General features: G+C 60.5%; 17 protein-coding genes. 12 read left to right on the forward strand and 5 right to left on the reverse strand.

The genetic code is table 11. From position 1 onward, the window contains the following. The first annotated feature begins 44 nt into the window (after nt 1-44). The 12 genes from BW958_RS10220 to BW958_RS10275 all read left to right on the forward strand — a co-directional run bounded on the left by BW958_RS10220 (nt 45) and on the right by BW958_RS10275 (nt 12,581). Entirely contained in the window at nt 45-1,799 is a 1,755-nt protein-coding gene (locus BW958_RS10220) for a SulP family inorganic anion transporter (RefSeq protein WP_076575635.1), read from the forward strand. A 70-nt stretch (nt 1,800-1,869) separates the two neighbouring features. Then, a complete protein-coding gene (locus tag BW958_RS10225; RefSeq protein ID WP_076575636.1) occupies nt 1,870-3,216 on the forward strand; it encodes an MATE family efflux transporter in 1,347 nt (448 codons plus the stop codon). Nucleotides 3,217-3,227: 11 nt separating this feature from the next. Then, the gene (locus BW958_RS10230) at nt 3,228-3,842 is read left to right on the forward strand and encodes a hypothetical protein (protein WP_076575637.1); all 615 of its coding nucleotides are present in this window, start codon (nt 3,228-3,230) and stop codon (nt 3,840-3,842) included. 109 nt (nt 3,843-3,951) lie between these two features. Further along, the gene (locus tag BW958_RS10235) at nt 3,952-4,596 is read left to right on the forward strand and encodes a thermostable hemolysin (RefSeq protein ID WP_076575638.1); all 645 of its coding nucleotides are present in this window, start codon (nt 3,952-3,954) and stop codon (nt 4,594-4,596) included. Continuing rightward, complete coding sequence (locus tag BW958_RS10240) at nt 4,593-6,071, forward strand: AMP-binding protein (protein WP_076575639.1); 1,479 nt, start codon at nt 4,593-4,595, stop codon at nt 6,069-6,071. Before BW958_RS10235 ends, BW958_RS10240 begins: the two co-directional genes overlap by 4 nt. Then, a complete protein-coding gene (locus BW958_RS10245; RefSeq protein WP_076575640.1) occupies nt 6,068-6,712 on the forward strand; it encodes an iron-containing redox enzyme family protein in 645 nt (214 codons plus the stop codon). The genes BW958_RS10240 and BW958_RS10245 overlap by 4 nt, the downstream gene beginning before the upstream one ends. Nucleotides 6,713-6,721: 9 nt before the next feature. After that, a complete protein-coding gene (locus tag BW958_RS10250) occupies nt 6,722-7,531 on the forward strand; it encodes an SDR family oxidoreductase (protein ID WP_076575641.1) in 810 nt (269 codons plus the stop codon). After that, nucleotides 7,528-8,139 (forward strand): tetratricopeptide repeat protein, encoded by a 612-nt coding sequence (locus BW958_RS10255; RefSeq protein ID WP_083687310.1) that lies wholly within the window; start codon nt 7,528-7,530, stop codon nt 8,137-8,139. The genes BW958_RS10250 and BW958_RS10255 overlap by 4 nt, the downstream gene beginning before the upstream one ends. Before the next feature lie 102 nt (nt 8,140-8,241). Next, nucleotides 8,242-8,913 carry a response regulator gene (locus BW958_RS10260; protein WP_076575642.1) on the forward strand — a complete coding sequence of 224 codons (672 nt, stop codon included), beginning with the start codon at nt 8,242-8,244 and terminating at the stop codon, nt 8,911-8,913. Continuing rightward, nucleotides 8,910-10,337 (forward strand): ATP-binding protein, encoded by a 1,428-nt coding sequence (locus tag BW958_RS10265; RefSeq protein ID WP_076575643.1) that lies wholly within the window; start codon nt 8,910-8,912, stop codon nt 10,335-10,337. The genes BW958_RS10260 and BW958_RS10265 overlap by 4 nt, the downstream gene beginning before the upstream one ends. A gap of 104 nt (nt 10,338-10,441) precedes the next feature. Further along, entirely contained in the window at nt 10,442-10,669 is a 228-nt protein-coding gene (locus BW958_RS10270) for an HP1242/YdcH family protein (RefSeq protein WP_076575644.1), read from the forward strand. Between the two features lie 103 nt (nt 10,670-10,772). Then, entirely contained in the window at nt 10,773-12,581 is a 1,809-nt protein-coding gene (locus BW958_RS10275; RefSeq protein ID WP_076575645.1) for a hybrid-cluster NAD(P)-dependent oxidoreductase, read from the forward strand. A 60-nt stretch (nt 12,582-12,641) separates the two neighbouring features. Here the strand turns inward: BW958_RS10275 and htpX are convergent, their stop codons facing one another. From htpX to bioB, 5 genes are all read right to left on the reverse strand, one after another. Further along, nucleotides 12,642-13,517 (reverse strand): protease HtpX, encoded by an 876-nt coding sequence (gene htpX / locus BW958_RS10280; RefSeq protein WP_076575646.1) that lies wholly within the window; start codon nt 13,515-13,517, stop codon nt 12,642-12,644. 103 nt (nt 13,518-13,620) lie between these two features. Continuing rightward, entirely contained in the window at nt 13,621-14,301 is a 681-nt protein-coding gene (bioD, locus tag BW958_RS10285) for a dethiobiotin synthase (RefSeq protein WP_076575647.1), read from the reverse strand. A 64-nt stretch (nt 14,302-14,365) separates the two neighbouring features. Next, nucleotides 14,366-15,154, reverse strand: coding sequence for a malonyl-ACP O-methyltransferase BioC (gene bioC / locus BW958_RS10290; protein ID WP_083687311.1), 789 nt, complete (start codon nt 15,152-15,154; stop codon nt 14,366-14,368). Beyond that, nucleotides 15,147-16,295, reverse strand: coding sequence for an 8-amino-7-oxononanoate synthase (gene bioF, locus BW958_RS10295; protein WP_076575648.1), 1,149 nt, complete (start codon nt 16,293-16,295; stop codon nt 15,147-15,149). The genes bioC and bioF overlap by 8 nt, the downstream gene beginning before the upstream one ends. Continuing rightward, entirely contained in the window at nt 16,292-17,356 is a 1,065-nt protein-coding gene (bioB, locus tag BW958_RS10300; protein ID WP_076575649.1) for a biotin synthase BioB, read from the reverse strand. Before bioB ends, bioF begins: the two co-directional genes overlap by 4 nt. Nucleotides 17,357-17,380: the final 24 nt, after the last annotated feature.

A 17,380-nucleotide genomic window follows, 5' to 3' on the forward strand; every position in this document is an offset into this window, starting at 1 on the left:
ACACTATTGGGCACACTGGGCGCTTCGTTGTATGAAACTCTCTTATGCGTGACTTCTTCTCTCTGACCCGTTGGTTTCCCGGCCTTGCGGCCTTGCTGAACTATCAGCGTCACTGGTTCGTCCCCGACGTGCGCGCCGGATTGTCGGTCGCGGCCGTCGCCCTGCCGGTGGCCATCGCCTATGCCGAGCTGGCCGGAGTCGGCGCCGTGGTCGGCCTTTACTCCTGCATCCTGCCCATGGTGGTCTATGCCCTGTTTGGCTCATCGCGCCAGCTGATCATCGGCCCGGATGCCGCCACCTGCGCCGTACTCTATGCCGTTGTGGCCCCGCTGGCGGCGGGCGATCCGGTCAAGCACTGGCAACTGGTGATGACCATGACCGCCATGACCGGTTTTTGGTGTTTAATCGCCAGTCGTTTTCATCTGGGGGTGCTGGCTGACTTTCTGTCACGTCCCATTCTGATGGGACTACTCAACGGTGTGGCCATCACCATCATGGTCGGCCAGCTGTCACGCATCATGGGGTTTACCTACAACGAGAAGTACTTGATTGAGCGGTTGCTGCACAGTCTCGACTACCTCACCCACACCCATCTGCCCACGCTGGTGATGAGCCTGCTGACCCTGCTGATCCTGCTGGTCTGCCGCCGGGTGCGCCCCAACTGGCCGGCGCCGCTGATGGCACTGGCGGCGGCGGCTTTGCTGGTGTGGGCCGGTCAGCTCAAGCGCATTGGTATCGAGACCATCGGGCCGGTGCCCACCGGGATCCCCGAGCTGCAGATTCCGCAATTTGCCCCCGGGTTATTGCGCGATCTGGTGCTGCCGGCGCTCAACCTGGCCATGGTGAGCTTCGTGTCGATGATGCTGACCGCCCGCAGCTTTGCCGCCAAAAATGGCTATGAGGTCGATGCCGATCAGGAGTTTCGGGCGCTCGGTCTGGCCAATCTGGCGGCGGCCGCCTCGCAGGGTTTTGCCATCAGTGGCGCCGATTCACGTACCGCGGTCAATGACGCCAGCGGTGGCAAGAGCCAGCTGGTCTCTATTATCGCCGCCGGCGCCATCGCGCTGGTGACCTTCACCCTCACCGCGCCGCTGGAATTTATTCCTACTGCCGCGCTTGGCGTTGTGCTGGTGATGGCCTCCCTGTCACTGACCGATTTTCGCAGCCTGTGGGCACTGCGCAAATCTGACCGCGCCGCTTTTGCGCTGGCGCTGATCACTTTTACCAGCGTACTGCTGATGGGGGTGATCCCAGGTATTACGCTGGCGGTACTGCTCGGCTTGTTCCAGTTCTTGCGCAACGTGATGCGCCCGACCGACCAGCTGCTCGGCATAGATGAAGAAGGGGTGGTGCGCACCCTGGGCAACAACGAGCATGTGCACAGCGTGCCAGGACTGCTGCTTTATCGCTTCAACTCGCCGCTCACCTATTTCAATGCCCCTTACTTCAAACGCCGGGTGCTGGCCCAGCTGGTTCAGGATCCGCACAACCCGCGCTGTCTGGTGATCGATGCCGTCTCCTGCTTTACCCATCAGGACATCAGCGTGATGAGCATGGTGGGTGAGCTGCACCGCGAGCTCAAACGCCGCGGCGTACACATGGTGATGGCCGGCCGTCACGGCCAGCTGACCCACTGGTTCCGTCAGGCCGGCGTCAAGGTCGGTGATGATGGCATCCTGCTCAGCCCCGATATTTATCAGGCGCTGCGCATGACTCGCTGCTACCGGGAAGAGGGGGCAGACGACTCGGCGGCATTTTCTTCATCAGAAACTGAGACGCCGTCCACAACAATTGCGTGAGCTGTTTCCTTGGTGTTAAATGGCGACCCGTGAGTGTCCCCTCTGGCCACTCGTTAGCCTTGGAATTTGCATGCAAACCCACTCAGCTCGTGGGCCAGGTTCACTGTTTTCGTTAACCTGGCCGCTGTTCATCGACCTTGCTCTGCACTTTCTGACCGGTGCGCTTAACACCTTCATGGTGGGACATGTCTCCTACCGTGCCGTGGCGTCGCTGGCTGTCGGCAACCAGGTATTTGATCTCGCCATTACCCTGTTTAGCTTTGTCAGCATCGGCACCAGCGTGGTGATCACCCAATATCTGGGTGCCGGCGACAAGGAAAAAGCGCGCGTGGTGATCCACACCGCCATCTTCTTCAATCTGCTGGTTGGGTTAGTGGCGGCCAGCGGCGTCGCCCTTGGCGCGGGCCCGATCCTCAATCTGATGAACCTGCCTGCCGAGTTGATGGACGATGGCCAGCTCTACCTGCACATCATCGGTCTGTGTCTGCTGCCCGAAGCCGCCTCGCTCTGTCTGGCCGCGACACTGCGTGCCCACGGCCGCACCCGTGAGGCGATGTACATCACCCTCGCGGTCAACCTCATCACCTGTGTCGGCAACATGCTGCTACTTTACGGCTGGTTTGGTCTGCCGCAGATGGGTGTGGCCGGGGTAGCCATCAGCACCGTGGTGGGGCGCTTGATTGGCGTGGTGCTGCTGGTCTGGCTGGTCGCTCGCAAAACCGGTATCAATCTGGTCCCCCGCGATATTATCAAGCCAAGCCGTGAGATGATCGGCAAGGTGCTGCACATCGGTCTGCCAGCCGCAGGTGAGAACCTCTCCTGGATGCTGCAGTTTATGGTAGTGACCGCCTTTGTCGGCCTGCTCGGTGACAAGGCGCTGGCGACCCAGTCTTACTTCTTTCAGATCTGCCTGTTTATCATGCTGTTTGGCCTCTCGATTGGCCTTGGCAACGAGATCATCATCGGCCATCTGGCGGGGGCCCGGCAGTTTGACAAAGCCTATGCCCAGCTGCTGCGCAGCCTCAAGATTGGCTTACTGCTGACCTGCCTGCTGGCGGTCGCTGCCGCCATCAACGGTCGCAGTATCATTAGCCTGTTTACCACAGACGCAGATATCATCGATCAGGTCGCCCAGCTGTTTTTGGTCAGCCTGCTGCTTGAACCGGGCCGCACCTTCAATCTGGTGGTGATCAACGCCCTGCGGGCAACCGGTGATGCCCGCTTCCCGCTGCTGATGGGCCTTATCTCGATGTGGGGAATTGCCGTTCCACTTTCCTATTTCCTCGGTATCATGCTGGGCTATGGACTGGTTGGCATCTGGCTGGCGCTTGCCTGCGATGAGTGGGTTCGCGGACTGGCCATGTACTGGCGCTGGCGCAGCCGCCGCTGGCAAAACAAAATCTTGGTGGAAACATGAAGCGAAACGCAATGAAATCCCTGTTTGGCATGCTGTTGCTGGGTCTGCTGGCCAGTCAACCGGCACTGGCGGTGACCTGGTATCTTGAGCCGATTCAGACTGCGCCGGGCGATGCCGCCCAGCAGGCTGTGACCAAGGAGTTCACCAACCTGCTGATCAAGGCAATCAAGATCAACGAATATCAGGTCGGCAAACCCTTGAGCAAAGAGGTCAAGGATGCCAAGTGGGTGGTGCGCAGCCGCATGATCCCGGCCAGTGATGCACCGCTGACGGGTAAAAAACACGAGCAGAATTTCACCTACGGTAACGGCGCCCCGACGCACGAGATCGTGGCTGAGGTGCTGCGTGATGGCGTGCTGGTGGCCCATATTGGTCAGGGCTGGCGTGAGCCTCAAGTTGCCGGCACGCCGATTGCGGACAAGATCACCGTCGTCACCTGGCGTTATGCCGTCGGCGCCGATGCCAAGCCCGCCGATCTCGAAGAGCTCGCGGCCATGATCTGTTTCGAAGCCGGCAAGGTGATTGCCCGTGATGGCAAGCCGATTCCTGAGCGCAAAAAGAAAGAGGATAAGAGTGCAGCAGCGGCTGCCGCACCGGATAGCAGTAGCGACAGCGACAAGCAGTAATCACTCTCAAACGGGGCCATCAGTGCCCCGTTTGTTATTCTTTTGTTCTTAAGTTTCTCTTAAGTCAGGCCTGCGACGATTCCCTCAACCCCAGTGAGAGGAGTCACGCATGTCGACTGCCATTGTGCCCCCCTACCGCCTTGTTTTGGCCAGCTCGACTGCCGAACAATTCGCTCTGCAAGACTATATTCAGCGCGCCTATCAGCGCGAATTTAACGCCGAGATCCCCCATTTTCTGCCGCTGCTGGTGGGTCTTGAGCGCGCCGATGGCTCCTTGGCTGGGGCGTGTGGCCTGACTCTCGCTGCCGACGCACCGCTTTATCTCGAAAACTACCTCGACCTGCCGGTCGAACTCTCTATCAGTGAGCGGCTCGCCCGCCCGGTGCTGCGCGAGCGGATTGTCGAGATTGGTAACTTCGCCTGCGCCGAAGCCGGCCACGCACGCATTATGTTTGCCGCGCTCTGTCGCTGGCTCAGTGAACAATCTTTTGACTACGTGGTGTTTACCGGCACCGCGAAGCTGCGCAACAGTTTTCATCGCCTGCATCTCAATCCGCTCGAGCTGGCCCCTGCCCTGCCCGAGCGAGTGGGCAAGGATGCCAACGCCTGGGGTCACTACTACCAGTGCCAACCCCGCGTGATGGTGGGTGATCTGGCCGAAGGACGCTCCATTTTAGCGAGCAACACCTTGCTGCTGGGGCTGTTTGACAGCATGCCCGCACTTTTTCCTCATGCCCGGAGGGCTCACCCATGACCCTGTTTGAATCCCTGCGCCGGGGAGCATCCCAGACGCCGGACAAGCTGGCCCTGCGCGATCGTCAGCAGGCGCTGAGTTACCGTGAACTGGCCGAGCGCGTCGATACCCTGGCGACCCGCCTGCAGGTGGCAGGCGTGCAGCGTCTGGCACTGGCCCTTGATAACGGAGTTCCCTGGGCGGTGCTCGATCTTGCCTGTGCCCGCGCCGGTATCGTGACCATCCCGGTTCCCGGATTTTTCTCCCGTGAGCAGCAGCAGTGGCTACTTGCCAGCAGCGGCGCCGACGCCCTGGTGATTGCCCCAGCCTTGGCTCCCCTCTGGCAAGCCGAAGGGAGTGAATGGCAACCCCAGCAACTGGAGGATTACCTGCTGCTGCGCCGTGAGGTGGTCAACCCAGCACCGCTGCCGGCCGGGACAGCAAAAATCACCTACACCTCGGGCACCACCGGGCAACCCAAAGGGGTGTGCCTGTCGCTGGCCCACCTGGAGGCGGTCTGCCATTCCCTGGCCCAGCGCGTGGCGCCGGCCAATATTCACCAGCATCTGACCCTGCTGCCGCTGACCACCCTGCTTGAAAACCTGACCGGGCTCTATGTGCCGCTTCTGACCGGAGCCAGCACAACCCTGCCCTCGTTGCAGGAGGTTGGATTCAGTGGCTCGAGCCAACTTGATCCGCAGAAACTTGCCCAGCTTTTGATGCGTGAAACGCCGCACAGTCTGGTTCTGGTTCCCGAGCTGCTGCGCCTGCTCTGCGCCCTGCTCGGGCTGTTGCCGGTGCTGGCGGATCACCTGCGCAATTCACTGCGCTTTGTCGCCGTCGGCGGCGGTAAAGTGGCGCCGGCCCTGTTGGCCCGCGCTCGCGCCCTGGGACTGCCGGTCCATGAAGGCTATGGCCTGTCCGAATGTGGCTCGGTGGTGGCACTCAATGCCCCCGATGACAGCCGCGCCGGCTGCGTGGGACGCCCGCTGCCTCACTGTCAGGTGGTGATTGCAGAGGATGGTGAGGTGCTGGTTGCTGGCAGTGCCATGCTCGGTTATCTGGGCGAGGCGGTGCAGGAAGGGCTGGTGGCGACCGGCGATCTGGGGCATCTCGATGATGACGGTTATCTGTGCATCACCGGCCGTAAGAAGAACGTCCAGATCACTGCCTTTGGCCGCAACTTCTCACCGGAGTGGATTGAGGCCGAAGCCGAGAGCGAGCCGGTGATAGCCCGCTGCGTTATCTTCGGTGACGGCTTGCCACGCAACGTCGCGCTGCTGCAACCCTTACCCGGCATGGATGCGGCGCTGCCCGCCCATATCGCCGCCCTCAACAGCCGTCTGCCGGACTATGCCCGCATCGGCCACTGGTTTATCGCCCCGCTGACGGTCGAATCGGGCCTGCTAACGCCCAATGGCCGTCCGCGTCGGGAGCGTATTTTCAACGCCTATCAACAACAAATTGAACAACTGCTTCAAGGAGAGACACTGTGAGCTTCTACCAAACCCTGCAAAACGACACCGCCAGCGCACGGGAATATCTGCTCAGTGCCCCCATTATCGCGGCGTGCCAGCGTGGCGAGATTGACCAGCAAACCTATATCGCCTTTCTGACCGAAGCCTTCTACCACGTGCGCCACACCGTGCCGTTGCTGATGGCCACTGGCGGTCGGCTCGGCCAGGAGTATGAGTGGGTGCGCGGCGCGCTGGCGGAATACATCGAAGAGGAGTATGGCCATCAGGAGTGGATCCTCAATGACATCCGCTTTTGTGGCGGTGATGCAGAGGCCGTGCGTCACGGCACACCGAGTCTGCCCATTGAGCTGATGGTGGCGTTCCTTTATGACCAGATCCAGCGCGGCAACCCGATGGGATTTTTTGGCATGGTGCAGGTGCTCGAAGGCACCAGTGTCGCCATCGCCCTGACCGTAGCGGATCAACTCAAGTCGGGTCTTGGCTTGCCGCCCCAAGCCATGAGCTATCTGAGCTCGCACGGGGCGCTCGATCAGGAGCATCTGAAGTTCTTCGCCTCCCTGATGGACAAGGTGACCTCGCCTGCCGATCAGGCTGCCATCGTGCACAGTGCCAACGTGGTCTACCGTCTTTATGGCGACATGCTGCGCACACTGGCTTAAGGAGAGCTCATGAATCTGGACGGTAAACGTATCCTGCTGACCGGTGCCAGCGGTGGTATCGGGGAAGCGCTAGCCCATGCACTGGCAAGCCACGGCGCAACCTTGCTGCTGCACGGGCGTAAAAGCGCAGCGCTCGAAGCACTGCGCCAGCAGCTTCCCAACCCGGAGCGGCACCACTGCCTGTGCGCCGATCTCTGCCATCCCCAGGAGCGGCGTCAGCTGGTCAACGCCCCCGTGCTGGCCGATGGGGTCGACATCTTGATCAACAATGCCGGCACCAACCAGTTTGCCTGGCTGGAAGATCAGACCGAAGAGCAGATCACCGCCCAGATCGAGCTCAACACGCTGGCTCCGATTCTGCTAACCCGGGCCCTGCTGCCCAAGCTGCGCACACCCGGTCTTATCATGAATATCGGCTCGAGCTTCGGTGCCATCGGTTATGCCGGCTACAGCGCCTATTGTGCCAGCAAGTTTGCCATGCGTGGCTTTAGTGAGGCGCTGGGGCGCGAGCTGGAAGGCAGCGGCATCAAGGTGCTGCACTTTGCGCCGCGCGCCACCCGCACCCATCTCAACTCACCGGATGTCTATGCCATGAACGTGGCGCTGGGTACCCAGACCGACAGTCCCGATGAGGTGGCGGAGTGGGCAGTGGCCAGTCTCGAACGCGAGCAGATCCGCACCTGGATCGGCTGGCCCGAGAAGTTGTTTGTTCGTCTCAATGCCCTGCTGCCGGGTCTGGTTGACCGGGCGCTGGCGAAACAGCACAGCATCATCTCCCGTTTTGCTCATCCGCTTGCTCACAAGGAAGGTTCGCAATGAAATCCACTCTGATGATCCTCACTGCCCTGATCGCCACGCCGGTGCTGGCTAACGATGTGTTGCCCGAGATCCAAAATGGCTGGGCGGTATGCCAGTACAAAACAGCGGAAAAGCAAAAAGAGTCGTGCCTGACCAGCCTGAGCCAACAGGCCGATCAGGCCAGCAGCAAAGAGGCGTTTCGCACCGACCTGCTGATTTGGTCGGCCATCGTCAAGAGCACGCTGGCTGGCGCCAAGGGCGGTCTCGGCGCCCTGTCACTGGTCAAAGATGCCAAGGTGCGCCTTGAACTGGCCATCAAACAAGACCCCAAAGCACTCGACGGCTCGGCCTACACCAGCTTGGGTTCGCTCTACTATCAGGTACCCGGCTGGCCGGTCGGCTTTGGCGATGACGAGAAGGCCGAGCAACTGCTCAAACAGGCGCTCACCATCAATCCAAACGGCATCGATCCGAACTACTTCTACGCTGATTTCCTGCTCGACCAAGGCCGTAAGGCCGACGCCAAGACCTACTTTGAAAAAGCGCTGGCTGCAGCGCCCAGAGCCGGGCGTGAACTGGCCGATGAAGGTCGCCGCAACGAAATCAAGGCCAAGCTCGCCGGACTGTAAGCGACTTGATCCTGCTATCAGTTTGCCGCCTTCCGCCTTTATCCCGATAGCGGATTGGCGGCATACTGGCAGGGTCCGATTGAGCGTCGAAAGGGAAGTGGAATGCGAATCTTGCTGGTGGAAGATGATGTCATGCTGGGTGAAGGCATGCAGGATGCCTTACGCGGTTCCGGTTTTACGGTGGATTGGCTGACGACCGGGTTGCCGGCACTGACCAGCCTCAAATGTGACGAATTTGCCGCCATGATCCTCGATCTCAACCTGCCCGACATTGACGGCATCACCCTGCTGCGCCGCCTGCGCCGTGACGGTTTTGCCGTGCCGGTGCTGATCCTCACCGCCCGTGATGCCCTCGATGATCGGGTGCAAGGGCTGGATGCCGGCGCCGATGATTACCTGACCAAGCCGTTTGCGCTGCCCGAGCTCGCCGCCCGCTTGCGCGCCTTGCTGCGCCGCAGCCAGGGCAACGCCCAGCCAACCTTAGTGCATGGCGATATTGTGCTCTATCCCGATGCCCAGCAGGTCACCTATCGCGGCAATCCAATCAAACTGACGCCACATGAATACAAGCTGCTACAAGAGCTGTTGTCCCAATCTGGCCGGGTGCTGAGCAAAGAGCAGCTGCACCAGCGCCTCTACGGGTGGGATGAGGGCGCCGAGAGCAACGCCGTCGAGGTACACATCCACCACCTGCGCAAGAAATTCTACTCAGATCTGATCCGCAATATCCGCGGCGTGGGCTACATCGCCCCCAGGCCGGAGCCGCAGGCATGAGTCGCCGCGTCCGCTCGATGCGCCGGACCCTGCTTACCGGCGTATTTCTGGTCGTCAGTAGCAGCATGGGTATCAGTGCCCTGCTCGGTTTTTTCTCGGCCAGCCATGAGATGGAGGAGCTGTTTGATGCCCGTCTCGCCCAGTCGGCGCGCATCACCGAACGCCTGCTGCTGCGCTATCTCGAGACACTGCCGACACAAAATACGCGCGGCGTTATCTATCAGGAGTGGGAGAGCGAGTACCCCAACGCCAAGCTCGATAGTAAGGGACTTGGCATGGATAACGATCGCCACCTCACCTCGTATGGCCATGAATTTGAGCGCAATCTTGCCTTTCAGTTAGTGGCTGACGATGGCACCTTGCTGCTGCGCTCCCCCAGTGCGCCGCCGCTACAGCAAGAAGATTTGCGTGCCGGGTTTGGCCAGATCCAGCAAAATCACCACACTTGGCGCACCTTCACACTGCATAACGAAGCCCGACGCTCCTGGCTGGTCGTGGCCGAGCGAGATGACGAGCGCCGTGAGCTGGCCGGCAAGATGTCGGCCGTGTCGATGTTGCCGCTCATCATCACCCTGCCCCTGCTGCTGGGGCTACTCTGGATCTTGGTCTCCCGCGCCGTGTCGCCGCTCAGTCAACTGGCGCGCGCCATCGCCGAGCGTCACCCGGCCAACCTGACGCCGCTGCAGATCCCCCAGCGCTCCAAAGAGGTGGGGCTGCTCATTGGCGAGCTCAATCGCCTGATGCACACAGTGCAAGACACGCTGGAGCGCGAGCGGCAATTTACCAACGAGGCGGCGCATGAGCTGCGCACCCCGCTGGCCGTGCTGCGTCTTTACAGCGAAACCGCCCGCTCGGCCGAGGATGAAGAGCAGCGCAATCAGGCGCTGGGGAAGATGCTCACGGCGCTCGATCGCAGCGATCGGCTGCTGCGTCAGTTACTCACTCAGGCACGACTTGATAACCAGCAACAGCTGGAAAGTCACCCGCTCGACCTGCGCGAAGTGCTGCGTGAAACCCTGGCCAACCTGGCACCGCTGGCGCTTAAAAAGGATCAACTTATCGGGCTGGAAGCTGAACTTCCACTGCAGATAAGTGGCCAATCGACCCTGCTGGATCTGCTGTTTACCAACCTTATCGACAACGCCATCCGCTATACCCCGGTTAAAGGGGAGATCACTGTCTCGCTACAGCAAGAGGGGCATCTGGCGATAGTGCGCATTGAAGACAACGGGCCAGGTGTGCCCACCGAACTACTACCACGCCTGAGCGAGCGCTTCTTTCGGGTTAACCCGCAGCTGGCCGATGGGGTGGGATTGGGCATGGCTATCGTGCAACGCATCGCCCTGCTGCACCATGCAAAGATTGAGATCCGCAACCGCCCGCAAGGGGGACTTGAGGTGAGCGTCTCACTACCGCTGTTATGACTGGTACTTGCCAGTGATGAATTGTCACTAAGGTGACAAAAATCACGTTCCGGGGCCTTTTTATGGAGTAGCGTGAACTCATACCCATAGTGAAAGGAGGCCCCATGTTTCCAGAGTTCCGCGATCTTATCTCCCGGCTGAAAACGACCGATGCCCACTTTCAGAGGAAATTTGACCTGCACAATCAGCTGGATGACGAGATCTCTCAACTGGAAAAAGAGTACGCTAGCGACAACCAGATTCGTGAACTGAAAAAGCAGAAACTCAAGCTCAAAGAAGAGCTCTTTGAGATGCTAAAAACCTATAGTACACGCGACATGTCACAGCAGTGACAACGACTCGCTCCAGAAAACACGACCCGGGACAGCCCCGGGTCGTTTCATTTGGGCGGTAAACTCGTTATCGTTCACTTCTTGCTTCCTAGGAGTTGCCCCGATGACCACCCTTGCCTCGATTCATCTCTACCCCATTAAATCCTGCGCGTCCCTCTCCCCTGCCGAGGCGTTGGTCACTGAGGAGGGGCTAGCGGGAGATCGACGCTTTATGGTCATCAAGCCCGATGGCACCTTTGTCACGGCGCGCACTCATCCCCGTCTGCAGCAGATTGTGGCGCACTATGACGCCGGTGCGCTGCAACTCGCCTATGCCGGGTTGCCGATGTTGCAACTCAATGAGTCCGACTTTGACCGCGCACCGCTCGATACCCAGGTTTGGAAAGACAGCTTCCCGGCGCTCACCACCACCGCCGCTGCGGATGCCTGGATAAGCCAGGTGCTCGGCGAGCTGGTACGACTGCTGTGGCTGGGTGAGCAATCGCCCCGCTACCGGGAAAAGACCGGCACCCGGGTCAGCTTCGCCGATGGCTACCCTTTACTCATCATCAGCCAGGCATCGCTCGAGGATCTCAATCTGCGCTCGGATGCTCTGCATACCATGAGCCAGTTTCGCCCCAATCTGGTGGTCACGGGCACCACGGCGTTTGCCGAAGATGGCTGGAAACGGATCCGCATCGGCGAGGTGGAGTTTCTGGTCGCCAAGCCCTGCAGTCGCTGCATCATGACCACGGTCGAGCCGGGCACCGAGCGCTTCAATGCCCTCAAAGAGCCGCTTGCCACCTTCACCCGCTATCGCCGTGGCGATGATGGCGAGGTCTATTTCGGGCAAAACCTGATTGCACTCAATGAGGGCACCATCCGGGCCGGCGATCCCATCGAGGTACTTGAGCGGCAGCGACCGCAGGTCTACCCCAATGCGGCTCCCGCCCGCCGCCGTCTGCGCTGCGTCGAGCGCGAACCGCTCGCTCGTGACATGGAAACCTTCTGGCTGGAGGCCGACGATGACCTGCCGCTGCCCGACTATCTGCCGGGTCAGCATCTGCCCATCGCCATTGACGTCAACGGCCAGCGGATTTTGCGCCGCTACACCTTAAGCTCCAGCCCGTCACGTCCCGAGCGACTGGCCATCAGCGTTAAGCGCATCGAAGGCGGCCTGCTCTCTCACTGGTTGCACCAACATCTTGAGCCCGGCAAAACCCTGCTGGCCCACACCCCGAGCGGCGGTTTTCATCTGGGTGGAAAACGCAAGTTGCTGCTGCTCTCGGCCGGCTCCGGCGTGACCCCCATGCTGTCGATGGCCCGTTATCTGGAAGATCAGGGCGCGCTGGAGCAGGTGTTGTTTCTGCATCTGTGCCGCAGCGAAGCGGATATTCCGGCCCGTGAAGAGTTGCTGGCTCTGCGGCTCGGTGGCATGCAGCTGCAACTGGTATTAAGCCGCCCTGATGCGCACTGGAATGGATTAAGTGGTCACCTGACTCGCGACATGCTGGCCGACATCACGGATCTCACCGAGCGCGATGTGTACCTCTGCGGCCCGAGCGGATTTATGCAGCTGGCGCTAGCGTGGTTGCGGGAGCTCGGCGTCCCTGCCGGGCAGCTGCACCATGAATCCTTCGGGGGTGGCATCATCGCCGTGGCCCGTGCGCACCGGGCAGTGCAGATTCGGATCGGCGAGCGCGAGTTTGCCGGTAACAATCAGGGCACCCTGCTTGATCAGGCAGCCAAGCAGGGCATCGACCTGCCCTGGTCCTGCCGCGCCGGCATCTGTGGCAGTTGCCGCTGCCGCCTTAGCAAGGGCGACGTCGATCACCCGGCTGCACCGGCACTGGACGACGCAGCCCGGGTTCGCGGCGAAATTCTGGCCTGCTGCGCGGTGCCTCTTAGTGACGTGGAGATTGAGCCGCTCTAATCGGCGCATATAGAAAAAGGGCTGGATCACTCCAGCCCTTTTGCATTTCAGGGATAACAGTTAGCTGCGCAGGGCGGCGATACGCTGCTCAATCGGCGGGTGGCTCATAAAGAGCTCACTCATGGAGCGCTTGCCGTTGATGCCAAATGCCATCATGGTGCCTTCCATCTGAGATTCCGGACCGCGCGACAGACGCTGCAGCGCAGCAATCATCTTGTCACGGCCAGCCAGTCTGGCGGCGCCTGCATCGGCGCGAAACTCGCGCTGACGGCTAAACCACATCACGATCATCGAGGCCAGGATGCCAAACAGCATCTCCAGCACAAACACGGTTGCCATGTAGGCCAATCCGCCGGTGCTGCTGCTCTCTTCATCGCTGTTGTTGTTACTAAAGAAGTTGCTGATCACTCCGGCCACGATGCGGGCAAAGAACATCACAAAGGTGTTCACCACCCCCTGGATCAGGGTCAAGGTCACCATGTCGCCGTTGGCTACGTGGCTGACTTCATGCGCCAGCACGGCTTCGGCCTCATCGCGGCTCATGCTGTAGAGCAGGCCGGAGGAGACAGCCACCAGCGAGTTGTCACGGCTGGCGCCGGTAGCAAACGCATTCATCTCGGCAGAGTTGTAAATCCCCACCTCTGGCATCTGGATACCGGCTTCGCGCGCCTGACGGGCCACGGTTGATACTAACCAATGCTCCATCTCGTTACGCGGTTGCTCGATGACCTGCACGCCATAGCTGCGCTTGGCCATCCACTTGGACATAAACAGGGAGATAAACGATCCCCCGAAGCCAAACACGGCACAGAACAGCAACAGACCACCGATACTGGAGCGGTTGATCCCAAGCACGCTAAACAGAATGTTGAGTACCACCCCCAGTACCAGCATCACGGCCAGGTTGGTCACCAGGAACAGCAAAATGCGCTTCATTTTGACTCCTCATTGAGCTACGCACCGTCACCCGGGTTCCTCCCCGGGTGGATTCGTTGATTAATATCGCAAAAATCAATGAATGATTGCTGAATGTCGTTGACTAGAGCAGCGGAGAGATATCCAGAAACCCTTGCGTCATCTCGCGCTGATTTTCCGAAAGCCAGGGCATCTCACCCAGGAACGGCGCAGGAAGCAGACCGCGCAGCGTATCGAGGTTTTGTTGATAGTGGCTCATGTCCGGGTGCAGGCGGTTCATGATCCAGCCCGCGACCGGCAAGCCTTCGCGGCGAATAGCATCAAAGGTGAGCAGGGCGTGGTTGAGGCAACCGAGCTTGGCGCCGACCACCAAAATGACCGGCAGGTTTTGCTGGCGTACCCAGTGGGAGAGCAGATGCTGCCGATCAAGCGGCAGGTGCCAACCACCGGCCCCTTCCACCAGCACAAAATCGGCCTCACTCGCTTCAAGGCGGCGCAGCCCCTGGGTAATCACATCGGTCTCGATGGGGCGACCGCTCTCCTCGGCCGCAATATGCGGTGCAATGGGCGGCTCATAAGCAATCGGGTTGATGGCCTCGTAAGGCAGATCGACGTTGCCGGCTTCTTGCAGCAGCATCGCATCGAGGTTGCGCAGCCCCTGTAGGGTATTGGCGCAGCCGGCCGACACCGGTTTGTAACCGACAGCCCGATAGCCCATGACCGTCCACTCACGCAGCAGCGCACACGCCACCAGTGTCTTGCCCACATCGGTATCGGTACCGGTAATAAAAAACGTTCTGGCCATAAGGCCGTCCTCCACAGCAGAAGCAGCTCACTGTGCCGCTTCAAGATTATAGTTATCGCCTCGTTTAGGCAGTGCGCCGCAACACGGCCAGACCCACCTGATAAGTCGCCGGCAATTTACCATCACAGCGCCTGCGCTCATAAGCCAAACCGAGTGCCTGCAGTCGGGCACGGCCGCCCAGGCCAGCAGTTCGACCATCATTGACCTGGCTGGCACCGATCCCCTTGAGATCACGCAAAAGCTCACTGACCTCACCGTATTCCAGGCGCCACGGCCGCACTTCCAGATGCGCTATGGTCAATCCGGCTGAGCAGATCGCCTGCTCCCACCTTGCTTGCTCGAGGAAGCGATTGACGTGTGCCCCCTCGTCCACGCTCTGCCAAGCCTGCTTGAGTTCACAAAGCGATCCTGCAAGCAGGGTTGAGCATACCAGCACACCACCGACGCGAAGCACCCGATAGAGCTCGGCAAACGCCTGCTCGGGGTGCTCGCACCACTGCAGGGCCAGACTGGAAAAGATCGTATCGACCGAGCCATTACCTAGCGGCAGCGCTTCGGCATCACCACACAAGAGCGCCGCGCCATGGGTGCGCAAACGCGCCTGGGCCAGCATTCCGGGGGCCAGATCCAGACCCAGTAGCTCGCTGCAACGCGTATCCAGTGCCGGTAAAAAATAGCCGGTGCCACAGCCAAGATCGAGCAGCCGCTCGCTATGCACCGGCAACCAATCGAGCAGGGCATGACCCACCTCACGCTGAAACGCTGCGTGACGATCATAGTGGTGCGCTGCCGCTCCAAAGCGGCGTGCCAGCGCCTGTTTATCGACCTTCTGAAATGGCTGCAGCTCACTCACGGCAGGCCTCCAGTGCACTGAGCAGCGTGTCGATATCCTGCTCGCTGTGGGCTGCGCTCAGCGTAATACGCAGGCGAGCCGTGCCGGCAGGCACGGTAGGCGGACGAATCGCCGTCACCCAGACGCCACGCGCTCGCAGTTGTTCGGCCAGTTGCAACGCCGCTGCACTGGCACCGACGATGATGGGTTGAATCGGGGTGCGACTCTCACCCAATTGCCACCCTTGCGCCAAGGCGCCGCCGCGAAAGCGGGCGATCAGCGAAGATAAATGGGCGCGCTGCGAGTCGGCCTGACGCACCCAGGTCAGCGCTGCCTGCACCGCATGGGCCTGGGCCGGTGGCATATGGGTGCTGTAAACATAGCTGCGGGCAAAGTTGGCCAGATAGTCGATAAGCTCGCGGCTACCACCGACAAAGGCCCCGGCAACGCCGAGCGCCTTGCCAAAGGTGCCCATATGAATGTTCACCCGCGAGGCAGCGATACCGTGCGCCGCCAAGGTGCCGCGCCCCTCGGGCCCGAGCACACCCAGACCGTGGGCATCGTCGATCATCAGCCAGTTACCGCTCTGCTCGGCCAGCGCACAGAGCCGCGGCCAATGGCCTTCGTCACCGTCCATGCTAAACACCCCTTCCGAGACAATCAGACCAGAATGAGGTTGCAGCTGGCGCTCGAGCGCCGCCATGTCGTTATGGGCAAAGCGCTTCATGCTGCAAGGCAGTTGGCTGCCCACCTCCTGCAATGAGGCGTGATTGAGCTTGTCTTGCCAGAGCAGATGCTGTTTACCAAGCAGCGCTTTGAGCACCGCCTGATTGGCCGAAAAGCCGCAGTTAAACAGCAGCACCGCCTCCAAACCGAGCCAATCGCAAAGGGACGCTTCGAGCCGATGATGCGCCTCGTGATAGCCGGTCACCAGCGGCGAGGCGCTACTGCCAACGCCATAGCGTTCAATACCTTCGGCAAAGGCCTGACGCAAAACTGGCGCATCGGCCAGCCCCAGATAGTCGTTAGCTGCCATATCGAGATAACGCAGGCCATCGACCAACAAGGTGCGCCCTTGACGAACCACCGCAGTGCGCCGGCGCAGCAGCGCGGCCGCCTCACGCTCTTGCAGTGCGCCCGCCAGATTGAACAAATCACTCATCGACGTGGTGCCGTGGCGTCGTAGAAGAGATCGCTCGCCGTCGGTGCCACCACCTGGCGCGCCAACGAACCGAGCAACTCCTCTTCCTGCATGGCGTCGGGCTTTTGCGCACGCTGCGCCGGGTGAATCCCCAGCCGCTTGAACAGCTGCATGTCGCTGTTTTCATCCGGGTTGGGCGTGGTCAGCAGCTTGCAGCCATAGAAGATCGAATTGGCGCCAGCCATAAAACAGAGCGCCTGCAGCTGATCGTTCATCTTTTCCCGCCCGGCCGAGAGGCGCACATGGGATTGCGGCATCATGATGCGTGCCACGGCGATGGTGCGCACAAATTCGAACGGATCGAGGTTTACCTCGTTTTCTAGCGGTGTGCCCTTGACCTTGACCAGCATGTTGATGGGCACGCTCTCGGGGTGGCGCGGCAAATTGGCCAGTGCCAGCAACAGACCGGCGCGATCGCTGGGCTGCTCCCCCATCCCGACGATGCCGCCGCTGCACACCTTCATACCGGCGCTACGTACATGCTCGAGGGTATCGAGCCGGTCCTGATAGGTGCGCGTCGAGATGATCTCGCCGTAAAACTCAGGGGAGGTGTCGAGGTTGTGGTTGTAGTAATCGAGTCCCGCGTCGGCCAACCGGTTGGCCTGATCGGCGCTGAGCATCCCGAGGGTCATGCAGGTTTCCATTCCCATCGAGCGCACCCCCTCGATCATCTGAATGAGATAAGGCATGTCACGCTCTTTGGGGTTGCGCCAGGCAGCGCCCATGCAAAAACGCGACGAGCCGTTATCACGCGCCTCGCGCGCCCGCTCCAGCACCTTCTCTACTTCCATCAGACGCTCGGCTTCCAGACCGGTCTGGTAGCGGGCACTTTGCGGGCAGTATTTGCAATCTTCCGGGCAGGCGCCGGTTTTGATCGACAGCAGCGTGCTGACCTGCACCTCGTTCGGGTCGAAGTAGGCGCGGTGCACGCCCTGGGCGCGAAACAGCAGATCGTTGAACGGAAGGGCGAAAAGGGCCTGCACCTCAGGCAAGGTCCAGTCGTGGCGCGGTTCTGTGCTCATTCAATGCTTCTCGTTGTAAGGCCT

It is taken from the genome of Aeromonas sp. RU39B, from assembly GCF_900156095.1.
In the GTDB taxonomy this organism is placed as follows: Bacteria; Pseudomonadota; Gammaproteobacteria; order Enterobacterales; family Aeromonadaceae; genus Aeromonas.

Coding starts and splice junctions, on each gene's coding strand:
- htpX (WP_076575646.1), bottom strand. CDS start 13,517: ATGAAGCGCATTTTGCTGTTCCTGGTGACCAACCTGGCCGTGATGCTG.
- BW958_RS10265 (WP_076575643.1), top strand. CDS start 8,910: ATGAGTCGCCGCGTCCGCTCGATGCGCCGGACCCTGCTTACCGGCGTA.
- BW958_RS10260 (WP_076575642.1), top strand. CDS start 8,242: ATGCGAATCTTGCTGGTGGAAGATGATGTCATGCTGGGTGAAGGCATG.
- bioB (WP_076575649.1), bottom strand. CDS start 17,356: ATGAGCACAGAACCGCGCCACGACTGGACCTTGCCTGAGGTGCAGGCC.
- BW958_RS10255 (WP_083687310.1), top strand. CDS start 7,528: ATGAAATCCACTCTGATGATCCTCACTGCCCTGATCGCCACGCCGGTG.
- bioF (WP_076575648.1), bottom strand. CDS start 16,295: ATGAGTGATTTGTTCAATCTGGCGGGCGCACTGCAAGAGCGTGAGGCG.
- BW958_RS10225 (WP_076575636.1), top strand. CDS start 1,870: ATGCAAACCCACTCAGCTCGTGGGCCAGGTTCACTGTTTTCGTTAACC.
- BW958_RS10235 (WP_076575638.1), top strand. CDS start 3,952: ATGTCGACTGCCATTGTGCCCCCCTACCGCCTTGTTTTGGCCAGCTCG.
- BW958_RS10250 (WP_076575641.1), top strand. CDS start 6,722: ATGAATCTGGACGGTAAACGTATCCTGCTGACCGGTGCCAGCGGTGGT.
- BW958_RS10230 (WP_076575637.1), top strand. CDS start 3,228: ATGAAATCCCTGTTTGGCATGCTGTTGCTGGGTCTGCTGGCCAGTCAA.
- bioD (WP_076575647.1), bottom strand. CDS start 14,301: ATGGCCAGAACGTTTTTTATTACCGGTACCGATACCGATGTGGGCAAG.
- BW958_RS10270 (WP_076575644.1), top strand. CDS start 10,442: ATGTTTCCAGAGTTCCGCGATCTTATCTCCCGGCTGAAAACGACCGAT.
- BW958_RS10240 (WP_076575639.1), top strand. CDS start 4,593: ATGACCCTGTTTGAATCCCTGCGCCGGGGAGCATCCCAGACGCCGGAC.
- BW958_RS10275 (WP_076575645.1), top strand. CDS start 10,773: ATGACCACCCTTGCCTCGATTCATCTCTACCCCATTAAATCCTGCGCG.
- BW958_RS10220 (WP_076575635.1), top strand. CDS start 45: ATGCGTGACTTCTTCTCTCTGACCCGTTGGTTTCCCGGCCTTGCGGCC.